Here is a 22207-nt window from a genome sequence, read left to right as displayed (position 1 = left end):
GGTGGTTTGTTGGGGTGTTGTATGTGATTTGTATCACAAAAAATCCGTGAAGTTCGCGTGACAAAAACAGCGTGATAGAGTCCGTTTCGCATACAGCGGCAACACGGCTGGATCGTCACAACAATAATCACGCGCTCTATTGTCAGCGCGTAACAATAGGGGTGTGTTTTATGTTTTCACCAGACATCAAGGTCAAAGTACAAAACTTTGGCCGCTTCCTGAGCAACATGGTGATGCCCAACATCGGCGCCTTTATCGCCTGGGGGATTATCACCGCGCTATTCATTCCAACCGGCTGGCTGCCGAATGAAACCTTAGCCAAGCTGGTCGGCCCGATGATCACCTACCTGCTGCCGCTGCTGATCGGTTATACCGGCGGGCGGCTGGTGGGCGGCGATCGCGGCGGCGTCGTCGGCGCCATCACCACCATGGGCGTCATCGTTGGCGCCGACATGCCGATGTTCCTCGGCGCGATGATCGCCGGCCCGCTGGGCGGCTGGGCTATCAAGCACTTTGACCGCTGGGTGGACGGCAAGATCAAAAGCGGCTTTGAAATGCTGGTGAATAACTTCTCCGCCGGCATCATCGGCATGCTGCTGGCGATCCTGGCCTTCCTCGGCATCGGGCCGCTGGTGGAGGTGCTCTCCAAGCTGCTGGCGGCGGGCGTACACGTCATGGTGACGAACAACCTGCTGCCATTGGCGTCCATCTTCGTTGAACCGGCGAAAATCCTGTTCCTGAATAACGCCATCAACCACGGCATCTTCTCGCCGCTGGGTATCCAGCAGGCTACGGAAGCCGGTAAGTCGGTGTTCTTCCTGATTGAAGCCAACCCAGGCCCGGGCATGGGCGTACTGATGGCCTACATGTTCTTCGGCCGCGGCAGCGCCAAGCAATCCGCCGGCGGTGCGGCAATCATTCACTTCCTGGGCGGCATCCACGAAATCTACTTCCCTTACGTGCTGATGAACCCGCGCCTGCTGCTGGCGGTGATCCTGGGCGGCATGACCGGCGTCTTCACCCTGACGATGCTGAACGGCGGCCTGGTTTCTCCGGCTTCTCCGGGTTCGATCCTGGCGGTGCTGGCGATGACGCCGAAAGGCGCCTACTTCGCCAACATTGCGGCGGTGTGCGCAGCCTTTGCCGTCTCCTTCGTGGTGTCCGCTTTCCTGCTGAAAACCTCCAAGGTGAAAGAGGATGACGATCTGGAAGCCGCAACCCGTCGCATGCAAGAGATGAAATCGCAGTCCAAAGGCGGCACAGCGGCGCCGGCATCGGTCGACGGCGATCTGAGCACCGTGCGCAAAATCATCGTCGCCTGCGATGCGGGCATGGGCTCCAGCGCCATGGGCGCCGGGGTGCTGCGCAAGAAAGTGGCCGACGCCGGGCTGAAGAACATCTCGGTGACCAACAGCGCCATCAACAGCCTGCCGGACGACGTGGATCTGGTGATCACCCACCGCGATCTGACCGAGCGCGCGATGCGCCACGCGCCGCAGGCCCAGCACATCTCGCTGACCAACTTCCTAGACAGCAAGCTGTACAGCGATCTGGTCGACCGTTTGGTGGCGGTCAACAAAACCAGCGACAACCAGCAGAAGGTGCTGGGCGCGCTGGACGACAGCTTCGAAGCCGGTGAGCCGAACCTGTTCAAGCTGAGCGAGAGCAACGTGTTCCTCAACCTGCAGGCCAGCGACAAAGAGCAGGCGATCCGCTTCGCCGGCGAGCAGCTGGTGAAAGGCGGCTACGTCGAGGCGGAGTACGTGCCGGCGATGCTGGAGCGCGAGAAACTCACCTCCACCTACCTGGGCGAGTCGATCGCCGTGCCGCACGGCACCATCGAGGCCAAAGACCGGGTGCTGCGCACCGGCGTGGTGTTCTGCCAGTACCCGCAGGGCGTGCGCTTCGGCGAGGAAGAGGATGAAGTGGCCCGCCTGGTGATCGGCATCGCCGCGCGCAACAACGAGCATATCCAGGTGATCACCAGCCTGACCAACGCGCTGGATGACGAGAGCGTGATCGAGCGGCTGGCGAATACCACCAGCGTGCAGGAAGTGCTGGACCTGCTCGGCGGCAAAAAAGCCGGATAACAGAATCATTTTAAAGGGTGCAGCTTGCTGCACCCTTCGACATTAAGAAGGTAGAGTTATGAAAGCATTACATTTTGGCGCAGGGAACATCGGCCGCGGTTTTATCGGCAAGCTGCTGGCGGACGCAGGGGTTGAGCTGACCTTCGCCGACGTCAATCAAACGGTGCTGGATTTGCTGAACAGCCGTAAAAGCTACGCAGTGCACGTGGTGGGCGAGCAAGAACGCGTGGAGAACGTCAACAACGTCAGCGCCGTCAACAGCGGCAGCGAGGCGGCGGTGGCGCTGATCGCTGAGGCGGATCTGGTGACCACCGCCGTTGGCCCGCAAATTCTCGGCAAAATCGCCGGCACGATCGCCAAAGGGCTGGTGCTGCGTCATCAGCAGGGCAATGTGCAGCCGCTGAACATCATCGCCTGCGAGAATATGGTGCGCGGCACCAGCCAGCTGAAGCAGCATGTGTTCGCCGCGCTGCCGCAGGATGAGCAGGCATGGGTTGAGCAGCACGTCGGCTTCGTCGATTCGGCGGTCGACCGCATCGTGCCGCCGGCGGACAGCAGCGATCCGCTGGAAGTGACGGTGGAAACCTTCAGCGAATGGATCGTCGATCAGACCCAGTTCAAAGGCCAACCTCCGGCGATCGCCGGCATGGAGCTGACCGACAACCTGATGGCGTTCGTCGAGCGCAAGCTGTTCACCCTCAATACCGGTCACGCCATCACCGCCTACCTCGGCCAACAGGCCGGGCTGCAAACCATTCGCGACGCCATTCTCGACCCGGCGATCCGACGCGTGGTGAAAGGGGCGATGGAAGAGAGCGGCGCGGTGCTGATCAAGCGCTACGGCTTCGACGCCGACAAGCACGCCGCCTACATCAACAAAATCCTCGGCCGCTTCGAAAACCCGTATCTGCACGACGACGTCGAGCGCGTGGGCCGCCAGCCGCTGCGCAAACTGAGCGCCGGCGATCGCCTGATCAAACCGCTGCTGGGCACGCTGGAATACGGCCAGCCGCACGCCAACCTGATCCAGGGCATCGCCGCCGCCATGAGCTACCGCAGCGAACAGGATCCGCAGGCGCTGGAATTGGCGGAATTGCTGAACACGCTCGGGCCGAAAGCCGCGCTGGCGCAAATTTCCGGCTTGCCGGCGGAAAGCGAGGTTGTAGAAGAGGCCGTTGCTGTGTATAACGCCATGCACAAGTAGAATCGTGATGATGAACACCCGAGCGCAGCTTGCTGCGCTCCTGCAACCCGAGTTCGGCATCGACGGCCCTCCCCACGCCTTTCGAAAAGCGACGATGGAAGAAGCACAGGCATTTGAAAACCAGGTTCTGGAAAAGCTGAACGCGGGCAAAACGGTGCGCAGCTTCCTGATCGCGGCGGTAGAGCTGCTGGCGGAAGCGCTCAACGTGCTGGTGGTGCAGGTATTCCGCAAGGATGACTACGCGGTGAAATATGCCGTCGAACCGCTATTGTCCGGCAGCGGCCCGCTCGGGGAGCTGTCGGTGCGCCTGAAGCTGATGTACGGGCTGGGGGTGATCTCCCGCCACGAATATGAAGACGCCGAGCTGCTGATGGCGATGCGCGAAGAGCTGAACCACGACGGCTCGGAATACCGCTTCGTCGACGACGAAATTCTCGGGCCCTTCGGCGAGCTGCACTGCGTGGCCGCGCTGCCGCCGGTGCCGACCTTCCTGCAGCCGGGCGAAGCGGATGAAGCGCTGATCGCCATGCAGCGCCAGCGCTATCAGCAGATGGTGCGCTCCACCATGGTGCTGTCCATTACCGATCTGATCGCCGGTATCGGCGCCAAACAACCTTCCCGACTCTCTCCTCTCGGCCGCGGCTAAGCAAAGGCCGCGCGCCACTCGTCGAACAACAACCACAGCGCGGTGGCGGCCATCAGGCCGGACATCACGCCGTTGAAGGCGCGCAGTTTCCAGGTGACCCGCAGCGCGTTGCGCAACCGGTCGCCCAGCACCGCCCACAGCAGCACGCACGGCAGGTTCAGCAGCGCGAAGCCGGCGATGACCGACAGCGTATGGACAAAGGTGGCGCCTTCGCGCGGGGTGAACAGGATCGCCACGTTGATCACCATCAGCCAGGCCTTGGGGTTGACCGCCTGAAACAGCGCGCCATTGAGCAGGCTCATCGGCTGCGCCTGCTCTTTGGCGTCCGGCGAGGCCGCCTGGAACAGTTTCCACGACAGCCACAGCAGGTAGGCGCAGCCGATCACCGCCAGCGGGAGGCGGATGACGCCGGCCCAGCTCAGTGCCAGTGCCAGCAGCGGGATAATGATCGCCAGCTGCACCGCACAGCCGACGCAGATGCCAAGCAGCATCGGCAGGGTGCGGCGCAGGCCGAAGTTGACGCCCGACGAGGCCAGCAGCAGGTTGTTGGGGCCGGGGGTAATCGACATGACGGTGACGTAGCTGACAAAGGCGGAGTCCAGCATGACAGGTTCCTTGAAAATGGCGGTAATCACGAGAGGATCAGCATAATCGCTGCGATGGGATGGTGACAGAACCACAAATCGGATATTGTCATGGTTACAGTTGTGCAAAATGTAAACTGTACCCATTGCCTGGAGAGAAACTGTGACCCTGCTCGATGAAACCCCGGATACCCGTTACCTGCAGCTGGCGGATACGCTGGCCGAGGCCATTCGCCGCGGCACGCTGCGGCCCGGCGACCGCCTGCCGTCGGTACGGCGCTGTGCGCAAACTCATCGCGTCAGCATCAATACGGTAGTGTCGGCTTACCGCACGCTGGAGGATCGCGGGCTGATCGAAGCGCGGCCGCAGTCGGGGTTTTATGTTCGCAGCACGCTGCCGGCGCTGAAGATGGCCTCGGCGCCCAGCGGGCGCATTGAACCGCCGGCGGACGACGTGCTGGCGCTGATCGACACCGTGTTTGCCGCCCAGCAAAACCCGGCTTTCACCAACATTGCGCTGGCCTGCCCGCAGACCAGCGATTTTTATCCCGGCGGCAAGCTGGGGCGCATGTTGTCCTCTCAGCTGCGCCGCCAGCCGGATCTGATCGGGCAGTACCCGTTGCCGCCCGGCAGCCTGCGGCTGCGTCAGCAGATCGCCCGCCGCTCGATGACGCTGGGCATGCTGCTGGAGCCGGGCGACGTGGTGCTGACCCACGGCTGCATGGAAGCGCTGCAGCTGGCGCTGCGCGTCACCACCAAACCGGGTGACTGCGTCGGGCTGGAGTCGCCAACCTATTTCTATCTGCTGCCGCTGCTGGCCAGCCTGGGGCTGAAAGCGCTGGAAATCCCCACCGATCCGCAGCTGGGGCTGTCGCTGGACGCGCTGGAACTGCTATTGAACGAGAAACGGCTGAACGCGGTGATCGCCATGCCGACGGTGCAAAACCCGCTGGGCTGCACTATGCCGCTGGCGGCGAAAAAGCGGCTGGCGCGGCTGATGAACGATCATCAGGTGCCGTTGATTGAAGACGGGCTGTATGCCGAGATCCAGTTCGGCGGCGCGCTGTCGCCGGCGGTGAAGGCGTTCGATCGCGACGGCTGGGTGCTGTTTTGCTCCAGCTTTACCAAAACGCTGGCGCCGGACTTTCGCGTCGGCTGGATCTGCGGCGGCCGTTTCCACGAGGCGTTGCGCAAGCTGAAGGCGGTGTCATCGATGTCCGAGTCGCAGCTGCTGTCGGAAACGCTGGCGACCTTCCTGGAGAGCGGCGGCTACGATCATCATTTGCGCAACCTGCGCAAGCGTTATGCGGCGCAGGTGGACGAGGCGCGGGCGCTGATCGCCCGGCATTTCCCGCGCGGCACGCTGGCCACGCAGCCGGCGGGCGGATTCGTGTTTTGGGTCGAATTTCCCCCCGGCGTGGACAGCGTGGCACTGTTCCATCAGCTGCTGGAGGAGCAGATTTGTTTGACGCCGGGCACTTTGTATTCGCCCAGCGGGCGCTACCGCAACGCGCTGCGGCTCTCCTGCTGCTACCCGTTCAACGCGCGCTACACCCAGGCGTTGGCCCGGCTCGGCGCCAGGGCCTGCGAGATGAGCGGCCTGCCGCCCGGCATTGCGCAGGACGGGTAACGGCGCGCGCCTTTTGCTACAATGCCGGTATCGTTGATTAGCGTGCCATTTTGGGCACAACGGGCCAGAGACCATGAAAGAGAAAGAAAAGGCAGAGATCAAGCGCCTGAGCGACCTGCTGGACGCCTTGAACCACAAAGACGCCACCGTGATCCAACAGGGCAACCCTGAGTTGATCGCGCAGCACACCAAAGAGAAAGAGAAACTGGCGACGGAGATCGAACGCCTGAAAAACGTGCGCGGCGAGAAGCTGAGCGCCGAAGCGCAGAAGCTGAGCAAGCTGCCGTTCAGCCGCGAGATCACCAAGAAAGAGCAGGCCGATATGGGTGCGCTGAAGAAGAGCGCGCGCGGGCTGATCGTGGTGCACCCGATGACCGCGCTGGGCCGCGAGATGGGCCTGAAAGCGGTCACCGGTTACGCCAAGAAAGCGTTCTGAACCCCCGGGCGTCAGACCTTGGTGGTGAAATACGCCTTGGTCTGATAGGGCACGGTGACCGTGTCCTGGCCCCGCAGTTCCTCTTCTTCCGCCACCAGCTGGCGCAACTGCTCGATAACCTGCTCCTGTTGCGGCTGCGGCAGCGCGGCGATAAAGCTGGTTGAACGCACCCGGTTGTAGATCACGTCCTCCACCGCGCCGCGGTGACCCAGCATAAACACCTGCTCCTGCAGCGGTTCAAAGCCTTTGAACGGGAAGAGTTTGCGCCATTCGCCGGTATAGAAACGCGGCGCATCGCCTTCGTGGCTATCGACGATCTGATTCAATTTACGCACCCAACCGACGCGCGCATCGCGCATGTTCCACACCAGACCGAGTTTGCCGCCGGGCTTGAGGATGCGCTGGATTTCCGCCAGCGCCTGCGGCGTGGCGAACCAGTGGAAGGATTGGGCGCAGACCACCGCATCGACCGACTCGTCCGGTAGCGGGATCGCTTCGGCGGTGCCCGCCAGCGTTTTCACCTGCGGCAGCGCCGCCGACAGTTTTTCCAGCATTTGCGGCACCGGTTCGACGGCGATCACCTGCGCGCCGGTTTCCAGCAGGCGCGGGGTAAACTTGCCGGTACCGGCGCCGAGATCGATGACCGTCATGCCGGCGTGCAGGCCGATAGTTTCACGCAGCCAGACGGCGATTTCCGGCGGGTAATCCGGCCGGCCTTTCACATAGCGATCGGCGTTGGCCTGATAGCCTTCGGCGGCGGCGTGATGAATCGAATGGATCGGGGTGGTCATTACCTGGCTCCTGGCTGAAAAAACGTGCGGCTACAGTATAGGCGGAAGAATAGGGTTAACGCGGCATTCGGCGCACGTTTTTCATCTTTTCCGCCCGCGATTTCAACGGCCGAGCAGGCGGCGGTTGAAGTCCTCGAGGCGCCCTTCGGCAAGCCGCGTGAGCATGGTCTTGCTCCAGCTGGCGGAGAGGCCGGCCACCGCCAACAGGCGGCGATACTGTTTCGCGTCGAACGGCATGTGCCAGGCGATGGCGATGGCTTCGGCGACCGACACGTCGCTGTTGCGCGCCGCCAGCTCCAGCGGACGATCGCCGCTGACCGCGCCCGGCGACACCACCCGATACAGCCAGCCGCAGCGTCCGCTTTGCTGCATCAGCACCGAAATGTCCTCGATGGCGAAGTGATAATTGAGCTTGAAGCACGGTGAGCGCGGCTGGGTGACCTGGATCAGCGCTTCGCCCCAGCGGAAGATGTCGCCCATAAACACATTGTGTTCGGTCAGCCCTTCGGTGGAGATATTCTCGCCGAAGGCCGGGGCGCAAAACTGCTCTGCCTGCGCCGGAAACTGCTCGCGCCAGTGGACGTAATGCTCGCGCGGGTAGTGGCACAGCGCGCGATCCGGCCCGCCGTGGTAGCTTTTTTCCGCCTGTTCGTCGCCTTCCAGGCCGAGCGGCGTGAGCCGGATGGCGCCATCCACCTGGCGTTTGGCGATGGCGCTGGGGCGCCCGCCTTCGTAGGGTTGAATATTGCCGATGTAAACGTCTGGGTGATGCATGTGCGCCTCCGTGTCTCGCGTCGAGGGCTCAGCATAGCCTGAGTTGTGCCGGGGGGACATAACAACCCGCCCGAAAATCCTCGGGCGGGCGGCGGGGCATCAGAAGGTGGTCCAGTTCTCTTCCGCTGCGGCGTTGGCGACCGCGGGTTTTACCGCCGGCGCTTTCGGCGCGGCGGCTTTCACGGCGGCGGGTTCGGTCTGCTCCGCCAAACGGAACACCGAGACGCTTTGCAGCAGCATGTCGGCCTGTTCTTCCAGCGAATCGGCGGCGGCGGCGGACTCTTCCACCAGCGCGGCGTTCTGCTGGGTGGTGTGGTCCATCTCGACGATCGCCTGGCCAATCTGGGCGATGCCGCGCGTCTGCTCATCGGAGGCGGCGGCGATTTCAGCCATGATATCGCGCACGTGGGTGACCGAGCGGACGATCTGTTCCATGGTGTTGCCGGTGCTTTCCACCAGTTCGGTGCCGGTTTTCACCCGGCTGACCGATTCGGCGATCAGCCCTTCGATCTCCTTGGCCGCCTGGGCGCTGCGGCTCGCCAGGCTGCGCACTTCGCTGGCAACCACCGAGAAGCCCCGGCCCTGTTCGCCGGCGCGTGCCGCTTCGACCGCGGCGTTGAGCGCCAGGATGTTGGTCTGGAAGGCAATGCCGTTGATCAGGGTGGTAATTTCGGCGATACGCTGCGAACTGCTGGAGATATCGCGCATGGTGCTGACCACGTTTTCCACCAGCTTGCCGCCCTGCTGCGCGGTCTGCGAGGCGTCGGTGGCCAGCTGATTGGCGTGATGGGCGTTGTCGGCGTTCTGTTTCACCGTGGCGGTCAGCTGTTCCATGCTGGCGGCGGTTTCCTCAACCGCCGCCGCCTGCTGCTCGGTGCGGGAAGAGAGATCGGTGTTGCCGGCGGCGATTTCCGCAGAGGCGGTAGAAACCTGGCTGACCCCCATCTGGATCTTCTCAATCATGGTGCGCAGATTTTGGCTCATGGCCGCCACCGCGTTCAGCAGCTGCCCCAGCTCGTCGCGGCGGGTGCTGGTCTGCGCCTGGCGCAGGTCGCCGCCGGCGATGCGTTCCGCCATCGCCAGCGTGCTGTGCAGCGGACGGGTGATCTGCAGCGTGATGCGCCAGGCGATAAGCACCCCGGCGATGATGGCGATCAGGGTGGTGATGCCCATTTGCAGCTGCGCCAGATTGATGTTGTTGCGCGTCTGCACCAGCTCGTCCTGCATAAAGGCGTTGACCAGCATGCCGATCGCTTGCGCGCGTTCGCCGAGCTGCCGGCTGATCTGCTGCTCGTGCTCATAGGCCGGCAGGTAAGCCGCGATGCGGTTTTTGTAATCGTCCAGGGCGGCTAGCAGCGGCTGCAGCTGCGGGCGCTGCGCGTCGCTCACCCGGCGGCTCAGGGCGTTGGCCGCGTCGCGCGCGTCGTCGATGGCCGCCATCAGCGGGGCTTCGGTTTCCTTATTCAGGCTCAGCAGCAGGCCGCGCGCGCCGTAGCGCACCTGGGTCAGCTTCTGGTTCAGCTGGATGAAGGCCAGCTGCAGATCGCCGTTGGTCAGCTGGCGTTCCACCTGGCTCAGGCTGGCCTGCACTTCCGACATGTTCCAGCTCTGGCGCACCGCGTCTTTCGCCGTGACCGCCTGCTCAAAGACTTTTTGCTGCTGTTGATATTCCCCGATCAGCGTCACCAGACGCTGCAGATCCTTGCGGCTTTGGGCGTCCCAGTCCAGCGCCTGCCCCTGGTCTATCAGTTTGACGGCGTTCTCAATATTGGCGCGGTTGTTCTGAATGTACTCCGGCCGGTAGGTCTGGCCGTACATGGCGCGATTGTATTTGGCCTGGTTGATCTCCTCGTTCAGCCGGTTGCTGAAGTCGATGCGATCGGCGCGGGATTCGATGATGTGCAGATATTGCGCCCCGGTGCCGGCGATGACGACCGCCAACAGCAGCAACAGCGCGAAGCCGAGACCGAGCTTTTTACCTACGGTGAGATGAGTGAACTTTCCTGCCAATGCTTGCAATGCCGCCATAGCGTTTTTCCTTCTCCGGGCGAACGTCAATTGAACAAACCATCGGCAAGAAGTGGTCAAACTTTAGCGGATTTCAGGCAAAAAAATACCCGCCGGTGGCGGGCATCTTCATCAACGGGGGCGAATTACTTCTTCGCGGCGAAGCGTGCGGCGGCTTCGTCCCAGTTGACCACGTTCCAGAACGCCTTGATGTAGTCAGGGCGTTTGTTCTGATATTTCAGGTAGTAAGCGTGTTCCCACACGTCCAGACCGATGATTGGGAAACCGGAAGCGCCGGCGACGGCTTCGCCCATCAGCGGGCTGTCCTGGTTAGCGGTAGACACCACGGCCAGTTTGCCGTCTTTCAGCACCAGCCAGGCCCAACCGGAACCGAAGCGGGTGGCTGCGGCTTTCTCGAACTCTTCCTGGAATTTCTCAACGCTGCCGAAATCGCGCTCGATGGCCGCTTTCAGATCGCCGCCCAGCGTGGTGCCGGTTTTCAGGTTTTTCCAGAAGAAGCTGTGGTTAGCGTGGCCGCCGGCGTTGTTGCGCATGAAGGTGCGTTTGTCGGCAGGCACTTTATCCAGATCCTGGATCAGCTCTTCAACGCTGTATTTGGCCAGCTCTGGGTAGGCTTCCAGCACGGTGTTGGCGTTGTTGACGTAGGTCTGGTGGTGTTTGGTGTGATGGATTTCCATCGTCTGCTTGTCGAAATGCGGTTCCAGTGCGTCGTAAGCGTACGGCAGGGATGGCAGTGAATAACTCATAATCATCATCTCCAGTGGTGTATGGGCGGCGCAAAGGGCGAGCACCGCGTAAGCAGTCGGATCATTATAGTTAATTAAATGATATTGAAAATGATTATCAATGCCCTGTGAACTGTGTGGTTAATGAACAAATCGCTGCGCTAACATACTGATAGAAGAGGGCGGCGGATGGCCGCCTCAAGCCGTCGATCCGGCGCGTGGGTTACTCTCTATACTGTAGGGAGCACCCACGCCGAAATGTATCGAAATGTGCCAATGCGTTCACTGAATGAGCACGAGTGTGTAACAACCACAAGCACGCTGTGGTAATATGGCCGGCGTTCGTAGCAAGCATAACAACAGTGACATTCGCGTTTGCCGCGCTAGCGGGGCAGGCGCATTTGAACAATGTGACAATCGAGAGTGAAAGGAGACCCCCATGCAGGTCAGCAGAAGGCAGTTCTTTAAGATCTGCGCTGGCGGTATGGCAGGAACGACGGTGGCCGCGCTGGGCTTTGCCCCCGAAGTGGCGTTGGCGGAAACCCGGCAGTACAAACTGCTGCGCGCCCGCGAGACCCGTAATACCTGTACGTATTGTTCCGTCGGCTGTGGGCTGTTGATGTACAGCCTTGGTGATGGCGCCAAGAACGCCAAAGAAAGCATTTTCCATATCGAAGGGGATCCGGATCATCCGGTAAACCGCGGCGCGCTTTGCCCGAAAGGCGCCGGCCTGGTTGACTTCATCCACAGCGAAAGCCGCCTCAAGTACCCGGAATATCGGGCGCCAGGGTCGGACAAATGGCAACGCATCAGCTGGGACGACGCCTTTACCCGCATCGCCAAGCTGGTGAAAGAAGACCGTGACGCCAACTTCATCAAAACCAACGACCAGGGCGTTACCGTCAACCGTTGGCTGACCACCGGCATGCTGTGCGCCTCGGCCGCCAGCAACGAAACCGGTTTTCTGTCGCAAAAATTTAGTCGCGCTCTCGGCATGCTTGCCGTAGACAACCAGGCGCGTGTCTGACACGGACCAACGGTAGCAAGTCTTGCTCCAACATTTGGTCGCGGTGCGATGACCAACCACTGGGTTGATATCAAGAACGCGAATTTGATTATCGTCATGGGCGGTAATGCGGCGGAAGCGCATCCGGTGGGGTTCCGCTGGGCGATGGAAGCCAAAATACACAACAATGCCAAGCTGATCGTGATCGATCCGCGCTTTACCCGAACCGCATCGGTGGCGGACTTTTACACGCCGATCCGCTCCGGGACCGACATCGCTTTCCTGTCGGGCGTGTTGCTGTATCTGATGACCAACAACAAGTTTAACCGCGAGTACGTCGAGGCCTACACCAACGCCAGCCTGCTGGTGCGGGAAGACTTTGCCTTCGAAGACGGCTTGTTCAGCGGCTACGACGCGGAAAACCGCAAGTACGACAAAACCACCTGGAACTACCAGTTCGACGAGAACGGCTTCGCCAAGCGCGACGTCACGCTGCAGGATCCGCGCTGCGTGTGGAACATGCTGAAGCAGCACGTGAGCCGCTACACGCCTGACGTGGTGACCAACATCTGCGGCACGCCGAAGGACGATTTCCTCAAGGTGTGCGAATACATCGCCGAAACCTGCGTCGCGGATAAAACCGCTTCGTTCCTGTACGCTCTGGGCTGGACTCAGCACTCGGTCGGCGCGCAGAACATCCGTACCATGGCGATGATCCAGCTGCTGCTCGGCAACATGGGCATGGCGGGCGGCGGCGTCAACGCGCTGCGCGGCCACTCCAACATCCAGGGGCTGACCGATCTCGGCCTGCTGTCGCAGAGCCTGCCGGGCTACATGACGCTGCCGTCGGAGAAACAGACCGATCTCGAGACCTACCTGAAGGCCAACACGCCGAAGGCGCTGCTGCCGGGCCAGGTGAACTACTGGGGCAACTACCCGAAATTCTTCGTCAGCATGATGAAGACCTTCTACGGCGACAAGGCGCAGAAGGACAACAGCTGGGGCTTTGACTGGTTGCCGAAGTGGGACAAAGGCTACGACGTGCTGCAGTACTTCGAAATGATGGCGCAGGGCAAGGTCAACGGCTACTTCTGCCAGGGCTTTAACCCGGTGGCGTCGTTCCCGAACAAAAACAAGGTAGTGGCTTCGCTGTCCAAGCTGAAGTTCCTGGTGACCATCGATCCGTTGAACACCGAGACCTCCAACTTCTGGCAGAACCACGGCGAGTTCAACGAGGTGGATCCTTCGCAGATCCAGACCGAAGTGTTCCGCCTGCCGTCTACCTGCTTCGCCGAAGAAAACGGCTCGATCGTCAACTCCGGCCGCTGGCTGCAGTGGCACTGGAAAGGCGCAGATGCCCCGGGCGAAGCGCTGAACGACGGCGAGATCCTGGCGGGCATCTTCAGCCGCCTGCGCGAGATGTATGCGCGCGACGGCGGTGCGGTGCCGGAACAGGTGCTGAACATGCGCTGGGACTACCTGACGCCGGACAACCCGTCGCCGGAAGAGGTGGCGCAGGAGAATAACGGCAAGGCGCTGGCGGATCTGCTGGATGCCGACGGCAAAGTGCTGGTGAAAAAAGGCGAGCTGCTCAGCTCGTTCGCGCAGCTGCGCGACGACGGCACCACCGCCAGCGGTTGCTGGATCTTCGCCGGCAGCTGGACGCCGGCCGGCAACCAGATGGCGCGGCGCGACAACGCCGATCCGTCCGGCCTCGGCAATACGCTGGGCTGGGCCTGGGCATGGCCGCTCAACCGCCGCATCCTGTACAACCGCGCCTCGGCGGACCCGCAGGGTAAACCGTGGGATCCGAAACGCCAGCTGCTGGAGTGGGACGGCGCCAAGTGGGTCGGGGCCGATATCCCGGACTACAGCACCGCCGCGCCGGGCAGCGACGTCGGGCCGTTCATCATGCAGCCGGAGGGCATGGGCCGCCTGTTCGCCACCGACAAGATGGCGGAAGGGCCGTTCCCTGAACACTACGAGCCGTTCGAAACGCCGCTCGGCACCAACCCGCTGCACCCGAACGTGGTGTCCAACCCGGCGGCGCGCGTGTTCAAGGACGATCTGGCGGCGATGGGCAAATCCGACAAGTTCCCTTACGTCGGTACCACCTATCGTCTGACCGAGCACTTCCACTACTGGACCAAGCACGCGCGGCTGAACGCCATCGCGCAGCCGGAGCAGTTCGTGGAGATCGGCGAGAAGCTGGCGGAGAAGAAAGGCATCAAGCAGGGCGACACCGTGAAGGTCAGCTCCAACCGCGGCTACATCAAGGCCAAGGCGGTGGTGACCAAGCGTATTCGCACGCTGCAGGTGCACGGCCAGGAAGTCGACACCATCGGTATCCCGATCCACTGGGGTTACGAAGGGGTGGCGAAGAAAGGCTTTATCGCCAACACGCTGACGCCGTTCGTCGGCGACGCCAATACGCAAACGCCGGAGTTCAAGGCGTTCCTGGTCAACGTGGAAAAGGTGTAACGGAGACGAATTATGGCCATGCAATCTCAAGACATCATTCGTAAATCCGCCACCAATGGTTTCACGCCGGCGCCGCGCGCCCGTGACCACCAGGAAGAAGTGGCCAAACTGATCGATGTCACCACCTGTATCGGCTGCAAGGCCTGTCAGGTGGCCTGTTCCGAATGGAACGACATCCGCGACGAGGTGGGGCACAACGTTGGGGTGTACGATAACCCTGCCGATCTGACCGCCAAGTCGTGGACGGTGATGCGCTTCTCCGAGGTGGAGGAAAACGGCAAGCTGGAATGGCTGATCCGCAAGGATGGCTGCATGCACTGCGCCGATCCGGGCTGCCTGAAGGCCTGCCCGTCGGAAGGCGCGATCATTCAGTACGCCAACGGCATCGTCGACTTCCAGTCCGAGCACTGCATCGGCTGCGGCTACTGCATCGCCGGCTGCCCGTTCGACGTACCGCGCATGAACAAGGACGACAACCGGGTGTACAAGTGCACCCTGTGCGTCGACCGCGTGGACGTCGGCCAGGAACCGGCCTGCGTGAAAACCTGCCCGACCGGCGCCATTCACTTCGGCACCAAGGAAGCGATGAAGCAGGTAGCGGCAGATCGCGTCAGCGAGCTGAACACCCGCGGCTACCAGAACGCCGGTCTGTACGATCCGGCGGGGGTGGGCGGCACGCACGTGATGTACGTGCTGCACCACGCCGACAAACCGCAGCTGTACCACGGTTTGCCGGACAACCCGAGCATCAGCCCGGCGGTGACCTTCTGGAAGGGCGTGTGGAAACCCCTGGCGGCCATCGGCTTTGCCGCCACCTTCGCGGCCAGCGTGTTCCACTATGTCGGCGTCGGGCCTAACCGCGTCGACGATGAGGACGAGCACGACGAGTCGCACGACGAGGAGACGCGCAAATGAGAAAGGAAAAGCCCATTCAGCGTTACAGCGCACCGGAGCGCATCAACCACTGGATCGTGGCGTTCTGCTTCGTGTTCGCCGCCATCAGCGGGCTGGGGTTCTTCTTCCCCTCCTTCAACTGGCTGATGAACATCTTCGGGACGCCGCAGCTGGCGCGCATTCTGCACCCGTTTGTCGGGGTGATCATGTTTGCCGCGTTCCTGCTGATGTTCCTGCGCTACTGGAAGCATAACCTGATCAACCGGGAAGATATCGTCTGGGCCAAGAACATCCACAAAATCGCCATGAACGAGGAAGTGGGTGACACCGGGCGCTATAATTTCGGCCAGAAGTGCGTGTTCTGGGCGGCGATTATCAGCCTAGTGCTGTTGCTGGCCAGCGGCGTGGTGATCTGGCGGCCGTATTTTGCGCCGTCGTTCTCCATCCCGCTGATCCGCATCGCGCTGCTGGTGCATTCGCTGGCCGCGGTCGGCCTGATTATCGTGATTATGGTGCACATTTACGCCGCATTGTGGGTAAAAGGCACCATTACCGCGATGGTGGAAGGCTGGGTGCCGGCGGCCTGGGCCAAGAAACATCATCCGCGCTGGTACCGTGAGGTCCGCGAGAAACGACAGGAAGATAAACCCTGATGAGTATCCGCATCGTTCCTAAAGAGCAGTTAGGGGCACAGCGTGAGAAGTCCACAACGGCGGAGAACATCCCGCCGTTACTTTTCGCCAACCTGAAAAGCCTGTACAGCCGCCGCGCCGATCGTCTGCGTCAGCTGGCGGTCGACAATCCGCTGGGCGACTACCTGAACTTCGCCGCCGAGCTGGCGCAGGCGCAGCAGCATGCGCTGCACGATAACCCGCTGGAGCTCGATCTGAGCGAAGCGCTGGCGCAGGGCGCCGCCAGCGGCAAACCGCCGCTCGATCTGAGCGTGTTCCCGCGTAGCGAGCACTGGCGCAAGCTGCTGACGTCGCTGATCGCCGAGCTGCGCCCGCAGGCGCCGGAGCATATCCTGGCGGTGCTGGACAACCTGGAGAAAGCCTCGGCGCACGAGTTGGAGCTGATGGCCGACGCCTTGCTCAACCGCGAGTTCGGCAAGGTGGGCAGCGAGAAGGCGCCGTTCCTCTGGGCCGCGCTGTCGCTCTATTGGGCGCAGATGGCCAGCCTGATCCCCGGCAAGGCGCGCGCCGAATACGGCGAGCAGCGCCAGTTCTGCCCGGTGTGTGGCAGCATCCCGGTCTCCAGCATGGTGCACATTGGCACCGTCAACGGCCTGCGCTACCTGCACTGCAACCTGTGCGAAAGCGAATGGCACGTGGTGCGGGTGAAGTGCAGCAACTGCGAGCAGACCCGCGATCTCAACTACTGGTCGCTGGACAGCGAGCAGGCGGCGGTGAAGGCGGAGAGCTGCGGCGACTGCGGTACTTACCTGAAGATCCTCTATCAGGAAAAAGACCCGCAGGTCGAAGCGGTGGCCGACGATCTGGCTTCGTTGGTGCTGGACGCCCGCATGGAAGAAGAAGGCTTCGGCCGCAGCAGCATCAATCCGTTCCTGTTCCCGGCGGAGTAACCGCCCGGCCCGTTCGCGCGGGGCCGGACCAGCAATTTCAGAACGGGCTTCTGGCATTCGCCCGGGCGAGTTGCTACGTTTAGGCCATAACGCGCCAAGCGAAAGGAACCACGATGTTAAACACCCTGGCAAAACTGACCGCGGTCGCCGTGCTGGCGATGGGACTGGCGGCCTGCGACAACAAAGACGACACCAAACCGGCGGTGCCGCCACCGGACACCAAGCCGACCGTGGCGCAGCCCGCGCCACCGCCGCCGCCTGCGCCGGCAGAAACCCCGTCCGCGCCACCGGGGCTGAACGTGTCGCTGCAGAAGGGCAAAATCACCTTCGAGCTGCCGCCGGGCTTTAGCGATCAGACGCTGAACAGCGGCATCATCAACGACAGCACCTCCACCATTCAGCGCTTCCTTGACGGCAAGTCGCGCCAGAGCGCGGTTTCGTCCGAGGTGATCCCGCCGGACGACATGAAGCTCAACACCAGCGACAAAATGCTGAAAGAGCTGGCGCAGAGCGCCATCACGGTGCTGGCCGAGCGCTATCAGAATATCCAGACCACCAAAGAAGAGAACTTCACCGTCGGCAAACAGAAGTTTCGCCGGGTGGATACCGAGCAGACCGTCAACGGGCAGAAGGTGGTGTCCACGCTGGTGCTGACGGTGTTCAACAAGCGGGTGGTGACGCTGCAAATGCTGTCGCCGGCCAAAACGCCGGAAGTGCACCAGGCGCTGGTGCAGCGGATTATCGATACCCTGGCGGTGAAGTAAGGGCGCCGCGCCGCGGCCAGGACGAAGCGGAGGAGAACGGATGAAGCTTATCGGCAGTTACACCAGTCCCTTTGTGCGCAAGATTTCCGTGATGCTGTTGGAGAAGGGGATCGCGTTCGAATTCGTCAACGATCCGCCGTATGAGCCTGGCAGCCGGGTGAAGGAGCTGAACCCGCTCGCCAAGGTGCCGGTGCTGATCGCCGATGACGGCGAGGTGTTTTACGACTCGCCGGTGGTGGCCGAATACCTTGAGCTGCTGGCGGTGGAACCGGCGTTCTTGCCGGCCGATCGCGCCGCTGCGTTGCGCGTCCGCCAGGTGGCGGCGCTGGCGGACGGCGTGACCGAAGCGGCAGCGACCCTGTTTCGCGAAAGCCGGCGCGCGCCGGAAAAACAGGACGAAAACTGGATGCTGCGCCAGCGTGACAAACTGACGCAGGGGTTGGATGCGCTGGAGGCGCTGGCGCGGGAAAAAACGTGGCTCAATGCCGAGCGGCTGACGCTGGCGGATATCGCCACCGGCTGCGCGCTGGGCTACCTCAATTTCCGCCGCATCCTGCCCAACTGGTGCCTCGAGCGCCCGGCGCTGGTCAAGCTGGCCGAACGCCTGTTCGCCCGCGAAAGTTTCGCCCGCACTTCGCCTCCCTGAGCTTTTTTCTCCCCCGCCGCGGCGGGGTTTTGCTATGCCGATACGTCTAAACTGAAAACCGAGCGACCATGAGCACTGAATCCTACCTTCTTTACAGCCAACTGCCCGCCATTGACCGCCTGCTGCGAGAACCCGCGATTGAACCGCTGGTGGCGCAGCATGGCCAGACGCTGATCGGCGAACTGCTGCGCCGGCTGCAGGCCGAGGCGCGCGCCGCGATCAGGCAACAGCAACGTTTACCCGCCTGGTGCGACGACTGGCCGCAGGCGCTGCGGGCGGAGCTGGCCCGGCAGCAACGCCCGGCTTTGCTGCCGGTGTTCAACCTCAGCGGCACCGTGCTGCACACTAACCTCGGGCGCGCCCTGCTGGCGCAGCCGGTGAAGGACGCGGTAAGCGCGGTGATGGGGGAGGCGGTGACGCTGGAGTACGATCTGGATGGTGCCGGGCGCGGCCATCGCGATCGGGCGGTGGCGGATCTGCTGTGCCGGCTGACCGGCGCGGAGGACGCCTGCATCGTCAATAACAACGCGGCGGCGGTGCTGCTGATGCTGGCGGCGATCGCTCCCGGCAAAGAGGTGGTGGTGTCGCGCGGCGAGCTGGTGGAGATCGGCGGCGCGTTCCGCATACCCGACGTGATGCGCCAGGCGGGCTGCCAACTGGTGGAGGTCGGCACCACCAACCGTACCCATCTGAAAGATTACCGCCAGGCCATCAACGAGCAGACCGGCCTGTTGATGAAGGTGCACACCAGCAACTACAGCATTCAGGGCTTTACTGCGGCGGTCGACGAGGCCGAACTGGCGCAGCTCGGGGCCGAACAGGGCGTGCCGACCGCCACCGATCTGGGCAGCGGCTCGCTGATCGACATGGCGCAGTACGGCCTGCCCGCCGAACCGATGCCGCAGCGGCTGCTGGCCGCCGGCGTCGATCTGGTGACGTTCTCCGGCGATAAGCTGCTGGGCGGCCCGCAGGCCGGCATCATCGTCGGCAAAAAGGCGCTGATCGCTCGCCTGCAGCAGCATCCGCTCAAACGCGCGCTGCGCGTCGGCAAGCTGACGCTGGCGGCCCTGGAGGCCACGCTGCGGCTCTATCTGCAGCCGGAAAAACTGGCTGAGCAGCTGCCGACGCTGCGGCTGCTGACCCGCCCGCAGCTGGAGATGCAACAGGCGGCCGAGCGGCTGCTGGCGGCGCTGACGCCACGGTTCACCGCCGATTTCGAGCTGCGCGCCGAACCGTGCTGGTCGCAGATTGGCAGCGGTTCACTGCCGGTGGATCGCCTGCCCAGCTATGCGCTGACCTTCACGCCGCGCGACGGCCGCGGCGCCACGCTGGAGGCGCTGGCTGAACGCTGGCGCCGCCTGCCGCAGCCGGTGATCGGCCGCCTCGGCGACGGCCGGCTGTGGCTGGATCTGCGCTGTCTGGAACAGGAAGGGGCGCTGATCGAAGCGCTGAGCGCCTCATGATCATCGCCACCGCCGGCCATGTCGATCATGGCAAAACCACCCTGCTGCAGGCGATCTCGGGGATCAACGCGGATCGCCTGCCGGAAGAAAAGCGCCGCGGCATGACCATTGATCTGGGTTACGCCTACTGGCCGCAGCCGGACGGCCGGGTGCTGGGCTTTATCGACGTGCCCGGCCACGAGAAATTCCTCGCCAATATGCTGGCGGGCGTCGGCGGTATCGACCATGCATTGCTGGTGGTGGCCTGCGACGACGGCGTGATGGCGCAAACCCGCGAGCATTTGGCGATCCTGCGCCTGAGCGGGCGCCCGGCGCTGACGGTGGCGTTGACCAAGGCCGACCGGGTGGACGCGGTGCGTGTCGACGAGGTACGCCGTCAGGTGCGCGACGAACTGGTGCGCCAGGGCTGGCCCGATGCGCTGCTGTTTGTTACCGCGGCGGCGGCGGGGGAAGGCATCGAGGCGCTGCGCGCGCATTTGCTGGCGCTGCCCTCCGGCGAGCACGCGCTGACGCGCCGTTTTCGCCTGGCGGTAGACCGTGCGTTCAGCGTCAAAGGGGCGGGGCTGGTGGTGACCGGCACCGCGCTCGGTGGCCGGGTGCAGGTGGGGGATTCGCTGTGGCTGACCGGCGCCGACGCGCCGGTGCGGGTGCGTGGCCTGCACGCCCAAAATCAGACCGTGGAGCAGGCGCAGGCCGGGCAACGCATTGCGTTGAACATCAGCGGCGATGTCGATAAAGACCGGATCGCGCGCGGCGACTGGCTGCTGGCGCAGCGTCCACCGGAAGCGGCGGAACGCATTCTGGTGGCGCTGGAAGCGGATCGGCCGATCCGCCATTGGCAGCCGCTGCATCTGCACCATGCCGCCAGCCACATCACCGGGCGCATTTCGCTGCTGAACGACGGGTTGGCGGAACTGATCCTCGATCGCCCGCTGTGGCTGGCGGAGAACGATCGGCTGGTGCTGCGCGACATCGGCGCACGGCAAACGCTGGGCGCGGCCCGGGTGCTCAGGCTGAGCGCGCCCAAGCGCGGCAAGCGCCAGCCGCACTACCTGGCATGGCTGCAGGCTCTGGCGCAGGCGCAAGACGATGCGCAGGTGCTGGCGCTTGAGCTGCCGCAGGGCGCGCTGTCGCTGGCGGCGTTCGCCTGGGCGCGTCAGTTGACCGACGACGGCCTGGCGGCACTGCTGGCGGACCGCGATCTGCTGATCGTCGGTGACCGGGCGCTCGCGCAGGATCAGGTGCAACAGGCGGAGAGCCGGCTGCTGCAGGTGCTGGCGGAGTACCACCAACAGCACGCCGACCAGCTGGGGTTAGGGCGCGCCCGCCTGCGGCGCATGGCGCTGCCTCAGCAGCCGGAAGCGTTGGTGTTTATGATGATCGATCGGCTGTTGAAGGCCGGTGCGCTGCGCAATACGCGCGGCTGGCTGCATCTGCCGGAACACGGTCTGGCATTCAGCGCCGAAGAGGCGCCGCTGTGGGCGCGCATCGAACCGCTGTTCGGCGACGAGCCGTGGTGGGTGCGCGATCTGGCGAGCGAGTTGGGCGAGGAAGAGAGCCGGGTACGGGCGCTGCTGCGTAAGGCAGCTCAGCTGGGCCATGTGACGGCGGTGGTGGTGGATCGCTATTACCTCAGCCGACGCATCGATCAGTTCGCGGCGCTGATCCGCGAGCTGGATGCGGAGCGGGGCGGCGCCAACGCCGCCGACTTCCGCGATCGGCTCGGCGTCGGGCGCAAGCTGGCGATCCAGGTGCTGGAGTTCTTCGATCGCAGCGGTTTTACCCGCCGCAAGGGTAACGAGCATTTGCTGCGCGACGGCGGGTTGTTCGGCAACTGATTGCGTGTTTTTTGTTCTCTGATGGCAGTATAATCAGCTTTAATCACTTTGATTGATGTCGATTGTATTGAGGAGCAAGACGATGAATACGAAAGTCATCACCGCTCATGTGCCGCTGCCTTTGGCTGAAAAGGTGGATGAAATGGCCGCCAAACTTGACCGCTCACGGGGATGGATAGTGAAGCAAGCCCTCGCCGCCTGGCTTGAGCAAGAGGAAGAGCGCCGTCGATTAACGCTGGCGGCGCTGGCCGATGTCGAACAGCAAAACGTTATCGATCATGAGTCGGTAGAAGCCTGGGCTGCCAGCCTGGACAGTGACGATCCGCTGCCGGTACCGCGCTGATGGAGTTAAAATGGACGAGTAAGGCGCTATCGGATTTGGCGCGTTTGTTTGAGTTTCTTGCTTTGGCTAACCGTACTGCGGCAGCGAATTCGGTGAAGGCTTTGGTCGCCGCGCCTAAAGCGTTGCTCGATAATCCTCGCTTGGGTGAAAGGTTGGACGAGTTTTTACCGCAGGAGGTGAGGCGTATTCTGGTCGGCCGCTATGAGATACGTTACCAGGTGCAGCCGGCAACGATTTATGTTCTGCGTATTTGGCATACCCGCGAAGAGCGATAGGCCGAAT

20 protein-coding genes are annotated in these 22207 nt (G+C 62.9%); 15 read left to right on the top strand and 5 right to left on the bottom strand.

Features of this window, described 5'->3' with window-relative positions; all coding sequences use genetic code 11:
* Nucleotides 1–170: 170 nt before the first annotated feature.
* From EKL15_RS22280 to EKL15_RS22270, 3 genes are all read left to right on the top strand, one after another.
* Nucleotides 171–2090, top strand: a complete 1920-nt coding sequence (locus tag EKL15_RS22280) for a PTS mannitol transporter subunit IICBA (protein WP_197848347.1) — start codon at nucleotides 171–173, stop codon at nucleotides 2088–2090.
* 58 nt (nucleotides 2091–2148) lie between these two features.
* Nucleotides 2149–3294: a mannitol-1-phosphate 5-dehydrogenase gene (locus tag EKL15_RS22275; protein ID WP_197848348.1), complete on the top strand. Its 1146-nt coding sequence runs from the start codon at nucleotides 2149–2151 to the stop codon at nucleotides 3292–3294.
* A 94-nt stretch (nucleotides 3295–3388) separates the two neighbouring features.
* The gene (locus EKL15_RS22270; RefSeq protein ID WP_016929575.1) at nucleotides 3389–3940 is read left to right on the top strand and encodes an MltR family transcriptional regulator; all 552 of its coding nucleotides are present in this window, start codon (nucleotides 3389–3391) and stop codon (nucleotides 3938–3940) included.
* Here EKL15_RS22270 and EKL15_RS22265 read toward each other — a convergent pair.
* On the bottom strand, nucleotides 3937–4545 hold the full coding sequence (locus EKL15_RS22265; RefSeq protein WP_038875972.1) for a LysE family translocator: 609 nt from the start codon (nucleotides 4543–4545) through the stop codon (nucleotides 3937–3939). The genes EKL15_RS22270 and EKL15_RS22265 overlap by 4 nt on opposite strands.
* Nucleotides 4546–4687: 142 nt before the next feature.
* Here EKL15_RS22265 and EKL15_RS22260 point away from each other — a divergent pair, with 142 nt between their 5' ends.
* Both EKL15_RS22260 and EKL15_RS22255 read left to right on the top strand, forming a co-directional pair.
* On the top strand, nucleotides 4688–6154 hold the full coding sequence (locus tag EKL15_RS22260) for a PLP-dependent aminotransferase family protein (RefSeq protein ID WP_038875970.1): 1467 nt from the start codon (nucleotides 4688–4690) through the stop codon (nucleotides 6152–6154).
* A 73-nt stretch (nucleotides 6155–6227) separates the two neighbouring features.
* Nucleotides 6228–6590 carry a YibL family ribosome-associated protein gene (locus tag EKL15_RS22255; RefSeq protein ID WP_004933989.1) on the top strand — a complete coding sequence of 121 codons (363 nt, stop codon included), beginning with the start codon at nucleotides 6228–6230 and terminating at the stop codon, nucleotides 6588–6590.
* Between the two features lie 11 nt (nucleotides 6591–6601).
* On the opposite strand, the gene EKL15_RS22250 is transcribed toward EKL15_RS22255, so the two are convergent.
* The 4 genes from EKL15_RS22250 to sodA form a co-directional block, all read right to left on the bottom strand.
* On the bottom strand, nucleotides 6602–7381 hold the full coding sequence (locus tag EKL15_RS22250; RefSeq protein WP_197848349.1) for a class I SAM-dependent methyltransferase: 780 nt from the start codon (nucleotides 7379–7381) through the stop codon (nucleotides 6602–6604).
* Nucleotides 7382–7483: 102 nt separating this feature from the next.
* Nucleotides 7484–8155: a 6-hydroxyaminopurine reductase gene (gene yiiM / locus EKL15_RS22245; RefSeq protein WP_197848350.1), complete on the bottom strand. Its 672-nt coding sequence runs from the start codon at nucleotides 8153–8155 to the stop codon at nucleotides 7484–7486.
* 99 nt (nucleotides 8156–8254) lie between these two features.
* Nucleotides 8255–10183 (bottom strand): methyl-accepting chemotaxis protein, encoded by a 1929-nt coding sequence (locus tag EKL15_RS22240; RefSeq protein WP_060441251.1) that lies wholly within the window; start codon nucleotides 10181–10183, stop codon nucleotides 8255–8257.
* Between the two features lie 125 nt (nucleotides 10184–10308).
* The gene (sodA, locus tag EKL15_RS22235; protein ID WP_004934003.1) at nucleotides 10309–10929 is read right to left on the bottom strand and encodes a superoxide dismutase [Mn]; all 621 of its coding nucleotides are present in this window, start codon (nucleotides 10927–10929) and stop codon (nucleotides 10309–10311) included.
* Nucleotides 10930–11347: 418 nt separating this feature from the next.
* On the opposite strand from sodA, the gene fdnG reads away from it, so the two are divergent.
* The 10 genes from fdnG (at nucleotide 11348) to EKL15_RS22185 (ending at nucleotide 22200) form a co-directional block, all read left to right on the top strand.
* Nucleotides 11348–14395 carry a formate dehydrogenase-N subunit alpha gene (gene fdnG / locus EKL15_RS22230; protein ID WP_100396610.1) on the top strand — a complete coding sequence of 1016 codons (3048 nt, stop codon included), beginning with the start codon at nucleotides 11348–11350 and terminating at the stop codon, nucleotides 14393–14395.
* A gap of 12 nt (nucleotides 14396–14407) precedes the next feature.
* Entirely contained in the window at nucleotides 14408–15310 is a 903-nt protein-coding gene (fdxH, locus tag EKL15_RS22225; RefSeq protein ID WP_033649532.1) for a formate dehydrogenase subunit beta, read from the top strand.
* A complete protein-coding gene (gene fdoI, locus EKL15_RS22220) occupies nucleotides 15307–15942 on the top strand; it encodes a formate dehydrogenase cytochrome b556 subunit (RefSeq protein ID WP_004934017.1) in 636 nt (211 codons plus the stop codon). Before fdxH ends, fdoI begins: the two co-directional genes overlap by 4 nt.
* Nucleotides 15942–16871 carry a formate dehydrogenase accessory protein FdhE gene (gene fdhE, locus EKL15_RS22215; protein ID WP_038875958.1) on the top strand — a complete coding sequence of 310 codons (930 nt, stop codon included), beginning with the start codon at nucleotides 15942–15944 and terminating at the stop codon, nucleotides 16869–16871. Before fdoI ends, fdhE begins: the two co-directional genes overlap by 1 nt.
* 113 nt (nucleotides 16872–16984) lie before the next feature.
* The gene (locus EKL15_RS22210; RefSeq protein ID WP_100396609.1) at nucleotides 16985–17635 is read left to right on the top strand and encodes a DcrB-related protein; all 651 of its coding nucleotides are present in this window, start codon (nucleotides 16985–16987) and stop codon (nucleotides 17633–17635) included.
* A gap of 40 nt (nucleotides 17636–17675) precedes the next feature.
* Nucleotides 17676–18281 carry a glutathione S-transferase gene (locus EKL15_RS22205; RefSeq protein WP_203090404.1) on the top strand — a complete coding sequence of 202 codons (606 nt, stop codon included), beginning with the start codon at nucleotides 17676–17678 and terminating at the stop codon, nucleotides 18279–18281.
* A gap of 68 nt (nucleotides 18282–18349) precedes the next feature.
* The gene (gene selA, locus EKL15_RS22200; RefSeq protein WP_203090402.1) at nucleotides 18350–19744 is read left to right on the top strand and encodes an L-seryl-tRNA(Sec) selenium transferase; all 1395 of its coding nucleotides are present in this window, start codon (nucleotides 18350–18352) and stop codon (nucleotides 19742–19744) included.
* Nucleotides 19741–21582: a selenocysteine-specific translation elongation factor gene (gene selB / locus EKL15_RS22195; protein WP_100396608.1), complete on the top strand. Its 1842-nt coding sequence runs from the start codon at nucleotides 19741–19743 to the stop codon at nucleotides 21580–21582. Before selA ends, selB begins: the two co-directional genes overlap by 4 nt.
* A gap of 82 nt (nucleotides 21583–21664) precedes the next feature.
* Nucleotides 21665–21925, top strand: coding sequence for a CopG family ribbon-helix-helix protein (locus tag EKL15_RS22190; RefSeq protein ID WP_041037283.1), 261 nt, complete (start codon nucleotides 21665–21667; stop codon nucleotides 21923–21925).
* Nucleotides 21925–22200 (top strand): type II toxin-antitoxin system RelE/ParE family toxin, encoded by a 276-nt coding sequence (locus EKL15_RS22185; protein ID WP_033636570.1) that lies wholly within the window; start codon nucleotides 21925–21927, stop codon nucleotides 22198–22200. Before EKL15_RS22190 ends, EKL15_RS22185 begins: the two co-directional genes overlap by 1 nt.
* The last annotated feature ends 7 nt before the right edge of the window (nucleotides 22201–22207 follow it).

The organism is Serratia sp. 4542 (assembly GCF_016805595.1).
In the GTDB taxonomy this organism is placed as follows: domain Bacteria; phylum Pseudomonadota; class Gammaproteobacteria; order Enterobacterales; family Enterobacteriaceae; genus Serratia; species Serratia nevei.
This window is presented reverse-complemented; position numbering and strand designations above follow the sequence as displayed.